At 55.8% G+C, this 16,901-nt stretch carries 13 protein-coding genes; 2 read left to right on the plus strand and 11 right to left on the minus strand.

The window, feature by feature from the left end:
• Positions 1-166: 166 nt before the first annotated feature.
• A complete protein-coding gene (locus DYU11_RS27535) occupies positions 167-1,240 on the plus strand; it encodes a sensor histidine kinase (RefSeq protein WP_119670957.1) in 1,074 nt (357 codons plus the stop codon).
• A 93-nt stretch (positions 1,241-1,333) separates the two neighbouring features.
• Positions 1,334-2,068: a LytR/AlgR family response regulator transcription factor gene (locus DYU11_RS27540; RefSeq protein ID WP_119670958.1), complete on the plus strand. Its 735-nt coding sequence runs from the start codon at positions 1,334-1,336 to the stop codon at positions 2,066-2,068.
• Between the two features lie 44 nt (positions 2,069-2,112).
• On the opposite strand, the gene DYU11_RS27545 is transcribed toward DYU11_RS27540, so the two are convergent.
• From DYU11_RS27545 to DYU11_RS27595, 11 genes are all read right to left on the minus strand, one after another.
• Positions 2,113-3,003 (minus strand): sugar phosphate isomerase/epimerase family protein, encoded by an 891-nt coding sequence (locus DYU11_RS27545; protein WP_119670959.1) that lies wholly within the window; start codon positions 3,001-3,003, stop codon positions 2,113-2,115.
• 239 nt (positions 3,004-3,242) lie between these two features.
• Positions 3,243-6,446: a PVC-type heme-binding CxxCH protein gene (locus DYU11_RS27550; protein WP_119670960.1), complete on the minus strand. Its 3,204-nt coding sequence runs from the start codon at positions 6,444-6,446 to the stop codon at positions 3,243-3,245.
• Positions 6,447-6,450: 4 nt separating this feature from the next.
• Entirely contained in the window at positions 6,451-7,344 is an 894-nt protein-coding gene (locus DYU11_RS27555; RefSeq protein ID WP_119670961.1) for a ThuA domain-containing protein, read from the minus strand.
• Positions 7,345-7,414: 70 nt separating this feature from the next.
• Positions 7,415-8,362: a sugar ABC transporter substrate-binding protein gene (locus tag DYU11_RS27560; protein WP_119670962.1), complete on the minus strand. Its 948-nt coding sequence runs from the start codon at positions 8,360-8,362 to the stop codon at positions 7,415-7,417.
• Between the two features lie 91 nt (positions 8,363-8,453).
• Positions 8,454-9,431, minus strand: a complete 978-nt coding sequence (locus tag DYU11_RS27565; RefSeq protein WP_119670963.1) for an ABC transporter permease — start codon at positions 9,429-9,431, stop codon at positions 8,454-8,456.
• A 4-nt stretch (positions 9,432-9,435) separates the two neighbouring features.
• Complete coding sequence (locus DYU11_RS27570) at positions 9,436-10,935, minus strand: sugar ABC transporter ATP-binding protein (protein WP_119670964.1); 1,500 nt, start codon at positions 10,933-10,935, stop codon at positions 9,436-9,438.
• A gap of 184 nt (positions 10,936-11,119) precedes the next feature.
• Complete coding sequence (locus tag DYU11_RS27575) at positions 11,120-12,292, minus strand: Gfo/Idh/MocA family protein (protein ID WP_119670965.1); 1,173 nt, start codon at positions 12,290-12,292, stop codon at positions 11,120-11,122.
• A gap of 26 nt (positions 12,293-12,318) precedes the next feature.
• On the minus strand, positions 12,319-13,380 hold the full coding sequence (locus tag DYU11_RS27580; RefSeq protein ID WP_119670966.1) for a sugar phosphate isomerase/epimerase family protein: 1,062 nt from the start codon (positions 13,378-13,380) through the stop codon (positions 12,319-12,321).
• A 168-nt stretch (positions 13,381-13,548) separates the two neighbouring features.
• The gene (locus tag DYU11_RS27585) at positions 13,549-14,772 is read right to left on the minus strand and encodes a class I mannose-6-phosphate isomerase (protein WP_119670967.1); all 1,224 of its coding nucleotides are present in this window, start codon (positions 14,770-14,772) and stop codon (positions 13,549-13,551) included.
• A gap of 69 nt (positions 14,773-14,841) precedes the next feature.
• Positions 14,842-15,912, minus strand: coding sequence for an aldose 1-epimerase family protein (locus DYU11_RS27590; protein WP_119670968.1), 1,071 nt, complete (start codon positions 15,910-15,912; stop codon positions 14,842-14,844).
• Between the two features lie 101 nt (positions 15,913-16,013).
• On the minus strand, positions 16,014-16,799 hold the full coding sequence (locus DYU11_RS27595) for a 3-keto-disaccharide hydrolase (protein ID WP_119670969.1): 786 nt from the start codon (positions 16,797-16,799) through the stop codon (positions 16,014-16,016).
• Positions 16,800-16,901 lie beyond the last annotated feature (102 nt).

The following is a 16,901-nucleotide window of genomic DNA, read 5'->3' on the forward strand; positions in this document are numbered from 1 at the left end:
AATCGTCCAACACCTGACGAAAGTGCGGGGGCTGTTGGTCGGCAAAAAAAGGGAGTTGGTCGAACGGCGTTGGGATTCCGTTCCCCAGGTCAGACGTTTGTATCATGCCAGAATAGCCGTTTACAACAGGTATTCCGCTCCTTCTTTCGACTTTACAGCAATACCCATGACTGTATCCCTTCGACCCAACCGCGCCCGCGTTCGCAACTTGTTGTATGTCGGGCTTTTGTTACTACCCATTTCGCTGAACCTCATCAACCCCAGCCAAACGGGCTACCAGTATAGTTTATTTGGGATCACCTTCAACCTGGTCTTTCTGCTCACGGCCTGGTTCGAGCATGTCGTTATCCTGAATCGTTTCCTGGACCGTCGACAGTATTGGGCGGCTCTTGTCGGCTCGGTCGGGGCGCTGTTTTTTTTCGTCGCGGTTCGTTACCTGATTGAGCAGCAACTGGCATCCATCCTATTCAATTCTATCAATTATGACCCCAGCAACCTGACGATTAGGTACTACGTTCAGGATAATCAATACTACGCCTTTACCGCCGTTGGGCTGGGCATCCTCTTCAAGTTGATCGAAGATTGGTTTGTGCATCAGCAGGAGCGACAGGCGCTGGTCAGCGAGAAAACAACGGCCGAACTGGCGTTTCTGAAGTCGCAGATTAACCCGCATTTTCTGTTCAATACGCTCAACAACATCTACGCACTGGCCTACACCAAGTCGGATGCCGCACCGGGCGCTATCCTGAAGCTGTCGGACCTGATGCGCTATATGCTCTATGAAAGTACCGGCCCCGCACCAGCACCAACCGGCAACGGCTCCGTTTCCCGAGAAACAGCCCACAAAGTCCCGCTCACAAAAGAGATTCAATACGTGCAGAATCTGGTTGATCTGGAAAAGCTTCGGGTCCCCAACGCGCAGGTACAGTTTGACGTTGAGGGCAACACCGACCTGTATCGTATAGAACCGATGCTACTCATTTCGTTCGTGGAAAACGCCTTCAAACACGGTGACCTGACCGACCCTAAGCAGCCCCTTGTCATTCACCTCAGCGTACGGCAGGGGCAGCTACAGGCGGACATTCTAAACAAAAAAAGCCACCATCAGAAAGATACTACGGGGGGCATTGGGTTGCCGAATGTGCGCCGACGCTTAGATTTGTTGTACCCCAACCGATACACGCTGCACATTGACGACGATGAGCAGACCTACGCCTGCCGGCTTGCGGTACGTTTGTAGGTTTACGGCGCGAGGCAGTACCGGTTGACTGATTGTGCCTATTACTGAGTTGTTCATCCCCTAAACTTCCAATACAACATTCACCTATTCGCCATGCTCCGTACTATAGTCGTTGATGACGAACCGCTGGCGCTCACGATCCTGGGTGATTACGTGGGTAAAGTGCCGTTTCTTGAGTTAGTTGGCACCACAACCAGCCCTATTGCGGCTTTGCAGCGTGTGCAGGCCGGTGAGGTGGACGTAGTACTGCTGGATATCCAGATGCCGGAGCTAACGGGGATTCAGTTTCTTAAGATTGTTGGTAACCGTTGCCGTATTATCCTGACCACCGCCTACTCGGAGTACGCTCTCGACGGGTACGAACACGACGTAGTGGATTATCTGCTGAAACCCATTTCATTCGAGCGATTCTACCGGGCGGTGCAGAAGCTCCTCCCTGGCCCGGGTGCCGTTTCCCACCCGGAACCGCGTCAACCTACCGAGGTAGCCCCGGCGGCTGAGGGTATACCCGACTTTATCTTCGTTAAAACGGAATACCGGCTCCAGCGAGTCGATCTGAGCGACGTTCTCTATGCCGAGGGGCTGAAAGACTACGTTTCGCTGTACACGGGCCAGCCTGCCAACCCCACGCGCCTGCTGACCTTGCAGACCATGAAGCACCTGGAAGAGAAACTACCAGTCAGTCGCTTTGTGCGGGTGCATAAATCCTACATCGTCGCCCTCAACCGAATTGAGTCCATCGAGCGCAACCGAATCTATATCGGTAAGGCGGTGATCCCTATCGGCGATACGTACCGCGACGAGTTTTTTCGTCGGGTAGATGGGTAGTTCCGGCTTTACAGAATCAACAATAACACTCCAGCCGGTCGATCTCAGACCAGTTCCTTTTTCGCGTACTTTTCCTGCATCGTTTTGATAAACGGCAGGCCCTTTTCGGCGATGTGCCACGGGTCGTTGTATTCGCGCCAGACCCCGATTGAATTGGCAAAATCAACGTCGTTGCGCGTGAAGGCTTCTATCGTCATCCAGCCCGTATAGTTCACCTCAGCCAGCGTCCGGAACGTTTCGTCCCAGGGAATGTGGTCGTCGCCGGGCGTACCGCGGTCGTTGGCACTGATGTGGACGTGGGCCAGCACCGGCGCAATGGTACGTATGGCGTCCGGGAAGCGTTTCTCTTCCATGTTGGCGTGGTGCGTGTCAAACATGGCCCGTACGTTCGGGTGGTCGGTCAGCCGGATCAGATACTCCAGTTGTGCCATGGTGTTGCACAGGTAACACTCAAAGCGGTTGAGCGCTTCGGGTGTCAGCACGATATTGGCCTGTCTGGCGTACTCACCCGCGGCATGAAGTACTTCGGCACTGCGGGCGTATTCGTCCTGCTGCGGCTCCCGTCGACTGAAAGTTGCGAAGGCCGAGTGCATAGGTCCTGCGATCAGCGTGGCCCCCATGGCGTGGGCTCGGTCGATGGCCCCTTTCAGGTACGTAACGGCCTTCTCCCGAACCAAAGGCGATTCGCTCACCGGGTTCTCGTCCGGCCCGATCACCATCACGGTCGTGCTCCGCAAGCCAAGCTGATTCAGGTGATCGCCAAATTGCCGATATGCGCTGACGTCCTGGTTGTCGATAAAGCATTCGATGCCATCGTAGCCTATGGTTTTGAGCCGTTCGGTAATGGGATGCATCTTCTCCGATATCGATGCCGACCAGGCTAACAGGTTGAAGCCGATGGGTGAGCGTTGTGTTGATTCAGTTGCTGAAGGCATAGGAAACTGGTTTGACATGTTACGTGTCAAGGTCAACATTCCAACTTAAACGTCAGCCGGGCTGACAAGCTGAACCTGAAACCCTGACCCTGAAGCAACATGAATTATGGATGCTAGTGAGGTAATAACTTGTTAGCTAAGCCATTGATTCATTGTTTCTGTCATCCCTTCTGTCGTCGGGATGACAGAAATCCGCTGATTTTGATTCCGTATCATTGGCTATAATTCACGGCACAGTATTATCGGGCCGACACATCTTTTTCCATCGGGTGTTCCTTAAGCAACTGCTCAGGAGTGTAAAAATCCTTTTTGCTTTCGATAGTCGCCCGGACTTTCTTTACCTTATCGGGGTAGACCGGCGCGGCCTGATTACCGAAGGCATTCCGCACGTACGTCAGCACGGCGGCTACCTCGCGGTCGTTCATCAACCCGCCGTAGGGTGTCATGGGAACCTGACCGGGGTAGGTTTTTCCATTTACCTCAATCGGTCCCATCAAGCCTTTCAGCACAATTTTGATCAGCCGCTCTTCGTCGCCCAGCACCCATTTGGTACCCGACAACGGCGGGAAGCCGGATGCGGCCAGCCCCTTGCCATCGGGCTGGTGGCAGGTGATGCAATACCCTTCCTTGGCAAAAAGCTGCTTACCGAGCGTGTGCAGCGCCAGGTCTTCGCCCCGCAGATTCGAGGTCGTGGCAATCTCCTTTTCTTTCTTGACCGGTTCGCCTTTGAGGTGCGCCACAGCCGCTTCATGGGCGTGTACCATCCAGTCGTCCAGTGGCTTCTTCTGAGCTTCGGCCAGAATCGGCAGCCCTTTTTCCGGGCCAAGCCAGGAAGCGGCCACGATGGCCATCAACCGAACCCGGCTGTTGTCGTCCCGAGCCGCCTGCATCAGCAGATTAGCCTGATCCGCCACCTGGTGACCGGTGTAACGTACGACCTGAACAGCCGCGGCTCTGGCCCGGTAATCCTTTGCGTTCAGCAGTTGGCGCAGGAGTTTCTGATCCACTTTGTTCAGGCCCCAGCTCACCCACAGCCCTTCGAGCAGGTGGTGTTCGTAGCGCGGGTCGTTTTTGTCGAGCTTCGCCACCCACGTATTCAGCTTCGCCAACACCTCATCTGTGTTCCGGCCGCGCAGTTCGCGACGGGTACGGTAGCGGGTGCGGTATTCGGGTAGTTTCAGATTGTCCAGCAGTTCGTCAATCGATGCACCGGCGACTTTGGCGGGCTGCACCAGCGGCCGCGACGGGTACGTAATTCGGTACACCCGTCCGTGCATGTGGTCGCGCAGCGGGTCGCGGGCGTTGTGCTGCATGTGCCCGATCAGGATGTTATGCCAGTCGATGACATACAGCGAGCCATCCGGCGCAAACTCCATGTCCACCGGCCGGAAGTTCCGGTCGTCGCTCACGATCAGATCCATCCGGTGGCGGCTCTTGTAACCTGTGCCCTCGTCTTCGAGCGTGTGCATTTTGGTACCCAGGAAACCGATGGTATTGTTGATCAGAAAATCGCCCTGTACCTCGTCCGGGAAGTGGCGGCTCGATACAAACTCGACCCCGGAGGTTGGTCGCACACGGTGGGCTTCCTCGATCAACTGCTTCGATTTGTGCGTCGATTCACCGTAGCGCGGCAGCACCGTACCGGGCAGCATCCAGCGGAAGTCGGGGCTCGACGTTTCAGCAAAGAAGGGCTGGCCCCACTCGTCGAAGGCAATACCCCAGGGGTTCGGGATGGCCAGCTGCGCGGTACGTTCCAGTTTTTTAAGCTGGGGGGCGTAGCGGTAGAAGCCGCCGTTGGTAGCCCGAACGGGGCCGTACGGTGTTTCTACGTTCGTATGCAGGAACACGCCTTCGCCGGAATAGATGGCTCCTGATGGATCGGTGGTGAACGCGTGGCTGTTGTGGTGGGTATCGTGATCATCGAAGCCACTCAGCAGGATCTCACTCTTATCGGCCCGGTCGTCGCCGTTGGTATCGACGTACAGCTTCAGGTTCGTACCCTGCGATACGTACACGCCCTCCGGTGCAATTTCGAAACCCAGCGGCAGGTGCAGTTTATCAGCGAAAACCGTTTCCTTGTCTGCTTTGCCGTCGTTGTTGGTATCTTCCAGAATGATGATCTTATCGTCCGGCTTCGGATCACCCGGCTTGTAGTGCGGGTAACTCGGCATGCAGGCCACCCACAACCGGCCTTTGTTATCGAACGACATCTGCATCGGTTTAGCCAGGTTAGGAAACTCCTTCTCCGACGCGAACAGTTCAATTTTATAACCCTCCGGCACTTTCAGTTTGCTGAGCGCATCCTGCCCGTAGAGATACGTCAGGCTACCGTTTTTCTGAGGGTTGTAATTCGTTTTTACTTCGGGCAATTGCCGGGTCCGGGCATCGGCGGCAGCCAGGTCCATTTTTTGCCCTTTGGCAGCCGCCAGCCAGATCGCGGTATCCCGGTTCGCCGTCATCTCGCGAATCTTCTCGATCTCTGCCGGGTAGTTGTCCGGCCCGAACGGGTTGTAGCGACGGCCGTAGACGTGCACACCATTCGGGATTTTGATGTCGTTGTGCCACATCCAGTCTTTCTCGATAACGGCGTCGTACACCAGCTTGCGGTTGGCTTCTGCCTTGACCGGCACCTTGCCGAAGACCTGGTCGGCCAGCAAAACGCCCAGCTTTTTGTAGCCTTCGTTGTTCAGTTGAAAGCCGTCGATGGTCAGCGGTTCTTTGCTGTCCTGGTACCACTTCTGCGAGGGCGTGAACGCATCGACATAGATGACCGTTCCGGCGTTCCGGTTGTTCTGATCGGCCACTTCCTTCATGGCTTTGGCGTACAGTGCCAGGTTCACGTTTTCTTTTTTACCGTTCGGCAGGTCATACATGGCCGACAAATCCTCGAACGCAATCGGCGAAACAAGCGCGAGTTGCGGGGGCGTCGTGCCGTTGTAGGGCTGCTTCAGCGTATGCTTAACAAACGCATCGAGTTCAGCTTTGTAGTTGGCCAGCCCGGCCGGTCCCTGAAACGATTCGTTGTAGCCGAAGAAGGCGATGATCACATCCGGTTTCAGGCGGGTAAGCCACTGGTCCGGCGAGTCAAAATGTCCTTCACTCTCGGAAGGCGTAGCCAGCTCGGTCTGGAATTTCTCGGCGCCCGGAAAAGCCCAGGGTGAAAACCGGCTGGCGTGGGGCCGGAACCCCGGCGTATCGCCCCCGTCGCACATGTTACGAATGTACAGCTGACTATCGGGGTAGCGCAGGTGCATCTCGGTCTCGAAATGATCGTAATTCATCATCCGGGAGCCCAGGTTGTTGCCCAGCAGGACAATACGGGCGCCCTGCTTCACCTGCAGCGTCTGGGCGCTGTAGAACCGGAACGCACTAAATCCAATGACCAGGGCCAGGACGACGAGCAGACCGTAGATATTTCTTTTCTGGAGAATAAGCCGCTTCATACCGTCACGATTTTTTAGGGTGGCCATACGGCACGTTGATGTTCATTTTACCTTTCCACCGCTTCGGCACCGGCTGGCCCAGCTCCCAATGAATGGCATTGATAACCAGGCGCTGCACCGGCTCTTCCCGGAAGTCTTCGGGGTGGCCCAGCGTGGTCAGAAACGCCTTACCGCCCCACTGGTTCTGCCAGGTCCAGGCCACTGGATTCTCAGTAGCCTCCTTGTCGGGATTAACCGCTTTGCCCATCAGCAGGGGCACCGCCCCTTTGGGTGGGTAGTCCGGCTTGACCCGATACAGCCACGAGGCTGCGTGAAAGCTCGGCTCAACGCCGGTCAGGATGGGGTGTTTGGCGGCTTCGGGTATGACCGTTACGTCGGTGGTGCTGTTGTGGCCGTAGTGCGTATGCTTGGCCGCACCGCCCCAGCCCGGAGGACTCCCAAACGCAAACTCTCCGAAGGCATTCCACCGCCGACGGTCGTCGCCTTCCGGGTAGTTGAACGCGTGGGTGGTCGTGCGGAAACCCATCACCGGCTTACCGGATTTCAGGTAATTCTCGATGTGATTGAGCTGCTCCTGGGGCAGCAAGCGCCACCGCAGGAAAAACACCGCCAGGTCGGCCTCTTTCAGGACTTCGAGACCGGGAATGTCTTTTTCGCCGTTGTAGTCCGGCACCGACTTCAGGACAGTTGTCCGCATGCCGTAGTTTTTTTCCAGTTCGGCAGCAAACAGCGGCATTGTTTCTTCACTGCTGTATTCATGATCGCCGGTTACGAACACGACGTACGGTTTATTGGCATTGCTCGCCGAAGCGGCAACGGAATCCGTCCAGGTCGACAGGCCGCCTACCGCCAGTAAGCTGGCAGCCTGTTGTAAAAAATCTCGGCGTTGGGTTTTCATGAAGGCAGGTTTAAGTCAACTGATAGACTATGAAGAAAAGACGAATTTTTCCCGAATTTACCCGGTTCGGTTAGTCGGGCTTTTTCATAAACTGAGCCACGTTGGTTTTCGTGACCAGCTGAAACGGGATCAGCGTTTCTTTCTCAACCGACTGGCCTTTAGCCAGTTTTACGGCAGCCTCGATGGCTTTCGACCCCTGCTGTTCGGCGTTCTGAAACACCGTAGCGTCCAGCGTTCCTTTCTGAACGGCCTGCAATGCATCCGGAATGGCGTCGATGCTGACAACAATGACTTTGGTTTTCAGTCCGGCGTCGGTCAGGGCTTTTACGGCACCCATACCCATTTCGTCGTTGTGCGCAAATACGGCGTTGATTTCGGTCCCGTAGGATTGAATCCAGTTTTCCATGAGGCTCATGGCCTTGGCCCGGTCCCATTCGGCGGTCTGGTGGGCGATGAGCTTCAGGCCGGGATACTGTTTCAAAATTTCCCGGGCGCCCTGCTCCCGTTTGATCTGGGCAGCCTGCCCCATGTACCCGTGCATCATCACGACGTTCCCTTTTCCGCCGAGTTTTTCGGCAATGAACGTCATCGCCATGCGGGCGGATTCCACATCGTCGGAACCGACAAAGGCCGACGGTTTGGTGCTGGTTTCGGAGTTTACGTTGATGATGGGAATCTTCGCGGCCAGGGCTTTTGCTACGGCCGGCGAACTGGCCTCCACTTCGCAGGGGTTCATGATGATAGCGTCGACTTTCTGGGCGATGAAGCTTTCCACCTGCTCGACCTGCTTCAACGCCGACCGCTCCGCATCCACGGTGATCAGATCAACGCCGGCCTGCTCGGCTTTCCTGGCCATTTCGTCGTTGACATTGACGATAAACTCGTTTTGCATGCTGAGCATGGTAGCCCCCACAACGAGTTTTTTGCCCCCGTCGCCCTGGCTGTTTTCGGTGGATTGGTTACTACAGCCGGTAAGGAGTGATGCCGTGATAACTAAGGTCAGGACTGTCGATTTCATGGTATTGTCTGGGCCAGGCTCCAGCTTGGCCTTAGTAGTACAGCTTTACATTAACAGGCCAAGCTGGAGCTTGACCCAAAGATGGCCCGGACTACTTCCGGTTCACACTATCCAGCACAACGGCACCGATGATGATGACGCCCATCACAACCTGCTGGTAATACGACGATACGTTGAGTAAATCCAGACCGTTGCTGATGACGCCGATCAGCAAGGCGCCAATCAACGTACCCGTCATGGTTCCGGTGCCGCCCGACGTACTGGTGCCTCCGATGATGGCCGCGGCAATGGCGTCGAGTTCAAACCCGGCTCCGGCGTTGGGCTGGCCCGTCGTGATGCGCGAGGTCAGGACAATCCCGGCCAGAGCTGCCAGCAGGCCACTCATGGTGTAAACCGCCATTTTGATGTTGCTAATCTGGATACCCGACGCTCTGGTTGCCTGCTCATTGCCTCCCACGGCGTACATATAGCGCCCCAGTACGGTCTTTTTCAGGATGACAGAGCAAACCGCGAACATACTGATCAGAATGATGATCGGCATGGGTACGCCCAGCACCTGACCGCCCCCGATAAAATTAAATGAGTCGGATAAGTTAGAGATTGGTCGGCCTTTGCTCAGGATCAAAGCCAGCCCACGCCCGATGGTCATGGTGCCCAGCGTAACGATAAACGGCGGGACTTTGCTGCGGGTAATCACGAACCCGTTGAAAGCCCCGAAGAGCACACCACTCAGCAATCCGGCCAGAACGGGCACGATCACCGGATACGTATCCTGGCGGGCGAACAGGGCTGCGACTACGCCCGTTACGGCCACCATTGAACCTAGCGACAGATCGATGCCACCGGTGATGATAACGAACGTAACTCCGAACGCCAGCAACGCATTGATCGATACCTGCGTCACGATAATCATCAGGTTCGGGACGGTCAGAAAGCGGGGTGTGACCAGCGAAAGTATAACACAAATCACGATGAACGCCACAAAAATCCCGGCTTTTCCAAGGCGGCTGACGCGGGTTTTGTACGACTCCCGCACCGGTTTGAAGTAGGTATCGATCGCGTTTTTCATGGGTTCAATAGTGCATGGCGTACGCCATAATGGTTTCCTGCGTCGCTTCTTCCCTGGAAAGCATCGCCGTTTGTTTTCCTTTTGTCAACACCAGTATCCGGTCGCTTAATCCCAGGATCTCCGGCAGTTCGGACGAGATGATAACGATGGCGATGCCGTTGGCTTTCAACTGGTTGATGAGTTTATAAATTTCGGCTTTAGCGCCAATGTCAATACCGCGGGTGGGCTCATCCAGGATGATCACGTCCGGCGAAGCCAGCAAGACCTTTGCGATGACTACCTTCTGCTGGTTGCCACCGCTCAGATACATCACTTCCTGATCCGGGCCGGCCGTTTTGATGCGCAGATCGGCAATTAGTTTGGTAGCGGCCTCGGTTTCGCTCTTCTCCCGAATCAAAAGTCCGCTGGCGTAGGTTTGCAGGCTGGCTAACGTAATATTCTGCTTTACCGACAACCGTGGTACAAAGCCCCACCCCTTCCGGTCTTCGCTAACGTAGCCAATGCCGTGCTGAATGGCATCCTGTGGTGACCGTATCGTCACCGGCTGGCCTTTGATCCGGATTTCACCGCTGCTGATGCGATCAAGCCCAAAGATAGCACGAGCAATCTCGGTCCGGCCGGCCCCCATCAGCCCGGCGATGCCCAGCACCTCGCCTTCGTGTACCGTGAAACTCACGTCCGAGAATACCCCCGCCCGACTGAGCTGACGAACGGCGAGGACTTCTTTCCCTGTGCGGATAGTCGACTCCGGAAACAGGCTGTCAAGCTGCCGGCCAACCATCATGGCAATCAACGTATCGATGTCGAGTTTGGCGGCTGGTCTGGTACCGATGTACTGGCCATCGCGCAAAACCGTGATGGTGTCGGCAATCGTAAAAATCTCGTCCATCTTGTGCGAGATGTAGATGATGGCCACGCCCTTTTGCTTCAAGTCCCGGATGATACCGAACAGCGTAGTGACTTCCTTGTCCGACAACGCCGACGTTGGTTCATCCATGATAATGACGCGGGCGTCGTTGGAAATGGCCCTCGCAATTTCTACCATCTGCATCTCGGCCACACTCAGGTACTTCATCTGCGTATCGGGGCGAATGCTGACGCCTATCTGGTCGAGGAGCTGCTTTGCCTGCTGGTTCAGGCGGTTGTCGTTCAGCCAGCCGAACAGGCCGCCCGTCGTTTCGCGCCCCAGAAAAATGTTTTGCGCTACAGTCAGTTCCGGCACCGCCATAATCTCCTGGTGGATCATGGCTATGCCGCGCTTCATGGCTTCGTTGACGCTGCCATTTTTCAACGCCTGCCCTTCGAGCGTAATCTCACCCGAGTCGGGGCTTAACAAGCCCATCAGAATTTTCATCAGGGTAGATTTGCCGGCCCCATTCTCCCCCATCAGTGCATGGACTTCGCCTTCCCGCACGGTCAGTTCGACGTTATCCAGCGCCTTCACGCCCGAAAACGTTTTTGTTAAGCCACGGATAGTGAGCAGGTAGTCCCGGTCAGAAAGCATATCTGGGGTATAATTCAGAAGTGCCAGCCATTCACATGACTGGCACTAATATATTGATTATTAATGCATTATAATTAATATACCTATTTTTGTCATGCTGACGGAGGAAGCATCTTCGGATGAGCCATTTAGTTAGTTACCCGAGATGCGTCCTTCGTCAGCATGACAAAAATCAAGAAATCACTTACGCTTCCTGGCTGACGGTGGTGCCTACGCCGGTATCTTTCCAGCTTCTGGAAGCCGCCGATTCAAGCACGGCTTCGCATACTTTCTGGGTTTCGAGCGCGTCCTGGAAGGTTGGCGAACAGGGTTCTCCGGTTTCCAGACTCTTCAGGAAGTCGGCAACCTGGTGAATGAAGCTGTGCTCGTAACCGATGCCGAGGCCCGGCACCCACCACTTGTTCATGTACGGCTGATCACCGTCGGTTACGTGGATAGACCGCCAGCCGCGAACAATGCCTTCGTCGCGGTGGTCGAAATACTCCAGCCGGTTCAAATCATGCAGATCCCAGCGGATCGACGCGTGCTCGCCGTTGATTTCGAAGGTGTACAGCGCCTTGTGGCCGCGGGCGTAGCGCGTCGACTCGAACAGGCCCAGCGAGCCGTTCTCGAAGTGGCAGTGGAAAATACAGGCATCGTCGATACCAACCGGCTGCACTTTGCCGGTCACGGCGTGCATCCGTTCTTTTACGAACGTTTCCGTCACGGCCGATACGTCGGTGATGCTGCCGTTCAGCCACATGGCGGTGTCGATGCAGTGAGCCAGCAGGTCGCCCGTTACGCCGGAACCGGCTGCTTCAACGTCCATCCGCCAGGTGCCCGTACCACCCTGCGGCACATCGGCGCTGATGGTCCAGTCCTGCAGGAAGTTAGCCCGGTAGTGAAAAATCTTACCCAGCTTCCCGGAGTCGATAAGCTGTTTGGCCAGCGTAACGGCCGGTAATCGGCGGTAGTTGTACCACACGGTATTGGCCACACCCGCCTTTTCGATAGCGTCGAGCATTTGCTGCGCTTCGGCCACAGTACGGGCCAATGGTTTTTCACACAGCACCATCTTCCCGGCTTCGGCGGCCGCAATGGCGATTTCGGCGTGTGAATCATTGGGCGTACAGATGTCGACGGCGTCAATATCGTCGCGGGCGATCAGGGCCCGCCAGTCGGTTTCAACAGACTCGTAGCCCCACTGGTCGGCGAAGGTCTGCACCTTTTCGGCATTGCGGGAGCAGACGGCTTTCAGGATGGGCCGGTATTGCAGCTCGGGGAAAAAGTGGCTGACCTGGCTGTAGCCGTTGGAGTGCGTCCGCCCCATGAAGCCCGTGCCAATTATTCCAATTCGTAAGTCTTTCCTGGTTGACATGTTGCGTATGATGGTTGACGTTCAAATTACACTGTGCCTGCGGCTACTTCCTCCTGCTGGTGCCAGCCGTGCCGCTGGCGCACCTTAATCATGGTAGCCAGAATGTCGTTCCAGGTTTGCTGGTTGGTCATAACGGCATTGGGGAACATACAGCCATCCCAGCAGATGTGCTTGAACGCTTTGGTCAGTTCGCCGTTCTCGTCGCGGAGCCACAGGCCCGCATCGGTCACGATGTCGAGCTTGCCATTAGGGTCCGTAGCCTGGCAGTGGCGACCGGTTTTGTCGTGCGAGCCGGAGCCAAATACGGTACCGTCGTTCTGAGCTACGTGGAAGTCGATGGTCCAGGGACGTAGCGCCCGGGTCAGGGTCTTGAGGGCTTCGGTGAACGTAGCGCGGTCGTTCCAGTCGAAGTTTTCGGGCAGAATACGGTCCTCCGGATGGTTGTAGCCCATCAGGTACAGCAGCGTGTGAGCCATATCCGCCTGGAAGCCCATGTTCTGACGGTCTACGGCTTCGAGGGTTTCGACCATTACCCGCCAGCTGTGCATACCCCCCCAGCAGATTTCGCCCTCAGCGGCCAGGCGCTCACCAAAATCGGCGGCTACGTCGCAGGCTTGCTGGAAGGTCTCTACAATCAGTTTAGAATTACCCACCGGGTCTTTTTCCCACTCCTGCGGGGAACTGGCCGAATCGATGCGGATAACACCGTAGGGACGAACCCCCAGTTCGCGCAGGCGCTGACCAATCTCGCAGGACCGGCGTACCATGTTGACAAACATAGCCCGGTCGTCTTTGCTGCCCATGGCGGGGCCTCCCCAAATGGGCGCTACCATGCTGCCAATGTTCAGGTTTTTGGACGCAACTTTATCTGCCAGGCGTTTGATGTCGTCATCCGTCATGGTGTCGACGTCGAAATGGGGAGGCATCAGCCCAATATCGATACCGTCGAACTTTACACCGTCCACCTCGGCGGCAGCGGTCATGTTCAGCATGTCATCAAACGAAATAGGCGGCTCCGAATTTTCGCCTTTCCCAACGAGCCCTGGCCAGGTAGCGTTGTGGAGTTTGGGGAAATTGTTGTCGTTCATGAGAGGTTATGGTTTTTAAGGTTTGTGGTTTGTTCCGGGCGGTTTGTGGTTTGTAGTTCGTGGTTTGTAGTTGCTGCGCAAGAGCCAGGATGCGACAATAACTACAAACCTCCCGGCGGCCCGGCACAAACCACGAACTACAAACTACAAACCACCCAGCACAAATTTTTATAGAACTAGGTCAGGGTTGCCCGGTCCGAAGTGTTTGAGCATTACGATTGGGTCGGTTGTCGACGGGTTCGTGATGGTTACGCCTTCCGTAGCTGCCTGCTCACTGACGAAAAACTCGTCGTTGGTCAACTGACCGTAGCGGATCAGGGCGGGCGTTTCGATGTCCCATACGCCCATTTTGCCGTGGCCCTGCATCATGATGAGTCCATAGGCGGCACTATCCCGAATCGTTACCGTTTTGCCCGGCAGTACGGTCAGTTCCTTGGCACTGAAGGCATCCGACTTGTAGCAGACCCATTTTTCAATGTAGCCTTCGGCTTCCATCTCGGCCATGTCCTTCACGGGCTTCGGTACCATATACCGGTTCGCCATCATGTTCGGGTCGGTGTTGAGTTCCCAGTCAATGGCTTCCATGAGCAGGTCATAATCGCCGATGCGGTCCTGGGGGGTACCGTTCCAGAGCAGTTCTTCAGGAACAATGGCCTCGTTCACCAGCGACTGGTACATGGCAAAAATATCGGAGGCTTTCTGCGGTTCGTAGGTACACAGACTACCCGGCGCGTGGAGCAGTCCCGGCGGAACGTCCCAGCCTGTACCCGGCTCAAGCCGATACGCTGACGAGTAATTGGTGATCTTGTTGTCGCCTTTGGTAAAATTCATCAGGCACTCGCGGATTTGTTCTTTCGTGGTGCCGGGCGCGATGCCGAAGAAGGTGTACGGATAGTCTCCGCCGTGGTTGTTAAGTTGCGGTGGGAAATAATACGCTTCGGGTTTGCCTAACTGACCGGTCAGGGCGGCCTGCTCGTCGTTGTGGTGCACGTGGTGCGGCAGCGGCCCCATGTTATCGAAAAACTTGGAATACATGGGCCAGCTCTGGTACTCATTCCACAGCCGTTCGCCAATAATCGCGCCCTGCAACTCGTCAATGGCATCGCGCAGCAGGAATTGTACTTCCTGACCACCGTCGTTGAAGACGATCATGCTTAAGCCCTCGTTCTCGCCGGTGAGCGGCCCGTTTTTGGCAGGGGTTGTTGACGACAACCAGCGTTCATCGATACCACCGCGGACTCCGCCGAGTACGTAGTAATCGTCGGGGTGCAGCTTGATACGTCGACCCGGTACGCAGAATGACCGGGGTACCCAGGTGGGGGCCAGCCGCAGGATGCCTTTGCCTTGTTCCAGCGCTTTTTCCGCCAAGCTTACGTTCGTCGTTGTTTCCATTAAGGACTCGTGTTTGTGGTTTGTCGTTTGTCGGCAGCAACTTAACTACTACCACAAACGGCAAACGGATTACAAGTTGATTGATTTCTGTTTAGTGAACTGGTTGATCTGAGCCTGATTGTGCAGCACCTCAATGTCCAGATCGTAGCTGCGACGTTCGCCCGGTTCCAGAAATAGGAGCGATTGGTCAGCCCTGGCTTTGGCCTGCCCAATGGGCGGATGAGTGCCCGGCTCCACGCCCGTTACGTACTCACCCCTGCCCCAGTGCTGCCAGTTGGTGAGCCACGGTAGCTGGCTTTTCTGGAATCGCAGGGCCACCGCAAAGCCTGCTTTTTCATTGTACAAGCCGGCCGCGCATTGACCGGCGTCGTCGGGCGCGGGGTCGATAAATGCTACGGCTTCGCCCGTACCGCTGTGCGCATCGAGCGGAGCCGGGCACGTACGGAAGTCGTAATCGTCGCGGAAAATATCGCCGTTAATCCCTCCCTCACGAGCCTGCCACTCACCCTGCCAGATGATTTTCGTACCCTCGTCGGCCAGTGGCCAGCCAAAATTGACGTGGTACAGCAGCATGTGCGGAGCCATTGCGTTGCCTCGGTTTACTACCTCGTCGTGAATCCGAATCACCGGCTGCCCGAGTGTTCCCGAAATGGTTCGTTTCAGTTCCAGACTCGGGCCGAACACGGTCGTTTCCAGCATCCGGCCGGTTATGCTGAAGTCGAGTTTGCCAATAGCTGGATCGGGCTGGATGATGGATTCTATCTCAGCTGGGGTGTTGCTGATGTACCCATGCAGGCCCCGCTCGCCGTATTCGTCCTGTTCAGGACCACCCACGTGCGACAGGCCACAGGTCGTCAGCAGCCCCCCGCCAAACGTCCGGAGCCAGTTAATCCCCCGCTCAGTAAATGGCTGAGGTGACGTAGTACCGGAGTGACTGAGCCACGCCAGACTATGCTGGTTGTAAAACGCTTCGGCAATGTCCATGGCCCGGTCTAGCACCACCTTGTAGCGCAGGCCCGTGCCGGTGTTGATCCAGGCGATCCGGACGCCCCGCCCAGCGCCATTGTCGAGCACCGACGTTTCGATGCCGCCCAGTTGAGCCGGGTTCGATACTTTGTCTTTCCAGGGATACTGTGTCAAAATTCAAGTCTGCCTAACCCCCATACTGCCTGAACGTGACGGTTGAATCCGAATCGTATCGTGCCAAATTCGCCCCTCAGGCTGATTAGGGGTAATATGAATTACAACTGCTTTATCTTCAGATTCCGGTACTGCACTTTCATCGGCGGCCCTACGTGTACCTGAACGCCAAGCAACCCTTTACCTTTGCCGTTGACGGTATCTTCGTCAACGACATCGCTCATCAGCACGCCGTTGATGTAGTGCTGAAGGTGATTGCCTTTCACAATCAGGTGAAACGTGTTCCAGTCCTCACTCTTAATTAAAGTCTTCAGGGAGTCAGAGTTACCCAATGAACCTACTACCGTGCGGCCGTTCCACGCATTCCTGTTCACGTTGGCCCTGACGCCCTCGGGCGTTGACGGTCCGTCGTACGCGTTGATTTTTGCCTTTTCGCCACGATAAGCAAGCGTAGTCCGCTTACGTTCCTCGTAGTTTTGACCGGTATAGCGGTTCTTTCCATCGATATCGGCCTGATACCCCCGGAGCGCAAAAGGTACGTCGGTCAGCTGTTCGCTCCGGTAATTGATGCCGGAGTTACCCGCTTCGGTGATGTTGAACTCACCTTTAAACTCAAAATCAGCGGGTTCGCCACCCCGCCAGATGATGAACGAATTCGTTTTCAGGAGCGTCGCGGGCGTAATTTCGCCGACCAGATTGCCGTTTTCAACCCGCCAGTACGTTGGATCACCGTCCCAGCCTTTCAGCGATTTACCGTCGAATATCTGCACGAACCCCTCTTTATCCTTTTTGCCCTGAGCCCGGCCGTCGGTAATAAATCCACCGATCAGTACGGCAGCCAGAATGAGTAGTAATTGTATGGACGCGGGTGCTTTTCTTTCAATCATTTTATTGACCGGAGTATGGTTGATAGCCTCTCTCTGTGATGTACGACCCGGTAAGTTTCAGGAGCCTGCCGGGTCAGCTCTGCTAGGCGGTTCAGTACGTAT

It is taken from the genome of Fibrisoma montanum, assembly GCF_003583365.1.
Taxonomy (GTDB): Bacteria; Bacteroidota; Bacteroidia; order Cytophagales; family Spirosomataceae; genus Fibrisoma; species Fibrisoma montanum.

Excerpts from the sequence above, each read along its gene's own strand:
- DYU11_RS27535 (WP_119670957.1), top strand. The coding sequence starts at position 167 with ATGACTGTATCCCTTCGACCCAACCGCGCCCGCGTTCGCAACTTGTTG.
- DYU11_RS27540 (WP_119670958.1), top strand. The coding sequence starts at position 1,334 with ATGCTCCGTACTATAGTCGTTGATGACGAACCGCTGGCGCTCACGATC.
- DYU11_RS27545 (WP_119670959.1), bottom strand. The coding sequence starts at position 3,003 with ATGCCTTCAGCAACTGAATCAACACAACGCTCACCCATCGGCTTCAAC.
- DYU11_RS27550 (WP_119670960.1), bottom strand. The coding sequence starts at position 6,446 with ATGAAGCGGCTTATTCTCCAGAAAAGAAATATCTACGGTCTGCTCGTC.
- DYU11_RS27555 (WP_119670961.1), bottom strand. The coding sequence starts at position 7,344 with ATGAAAACCCAACGCCGAGATTTTTTACAACAGGCTGCCAGCTTACTG.
- DYU11_RS27560 (WP_119670962.1), bottom strand. The coding sequence starts at position 8,362 with ATGAAATCGACAGTCCTGACCTTAGTTATCACGGCATCACTCCTTACC.
- DYU11_RS27565 (WP_119670963.1), bottom strand. The coding sequence starts at position 9,431 with ATGAAAAACGCGATCGATACCTACTTCAAACCGGTGCGGGAGTCGTAC.
- DYU11_RS27570 (WP_119670964.1), bottom strand. The coding sequence starts at position 10,935 with ATGCTTTCTGACCGGGACTACCTGCTCACTATCCGTGGCTTAACAAAA.
- DYU11_RS27575 (WP_119670965.1), bottom strand. The coding sequence starts at position 12,292 with ATGTCAACCAGGAAAGACTTACGAATTGGAATAATTGGCACGGGCTTC.
- DYU11_RS27580 (WP_119670966.1), bottom strand. The coding sequence starts at position 13,380 with ATGAACGACAACAATTTCCCCAAACTCCACAACGCTACCTGGCCAGGG.
- DYU11_RS27585 (WP_119670967.1), bottom strand. The coding sequence starts at position 14,772 with ATGGAAACAACGACGAACGTAAGCTTGGCGGAAAAAGCGCTGGAACAA.
- DYU11_RS27595 (WP_119670969.1), bottom strand. The coding sequence starts at position 16,799 with ATGATTGAAAGAAAAGCACCCGCGTCCATACAATTACTACTCATTCTG.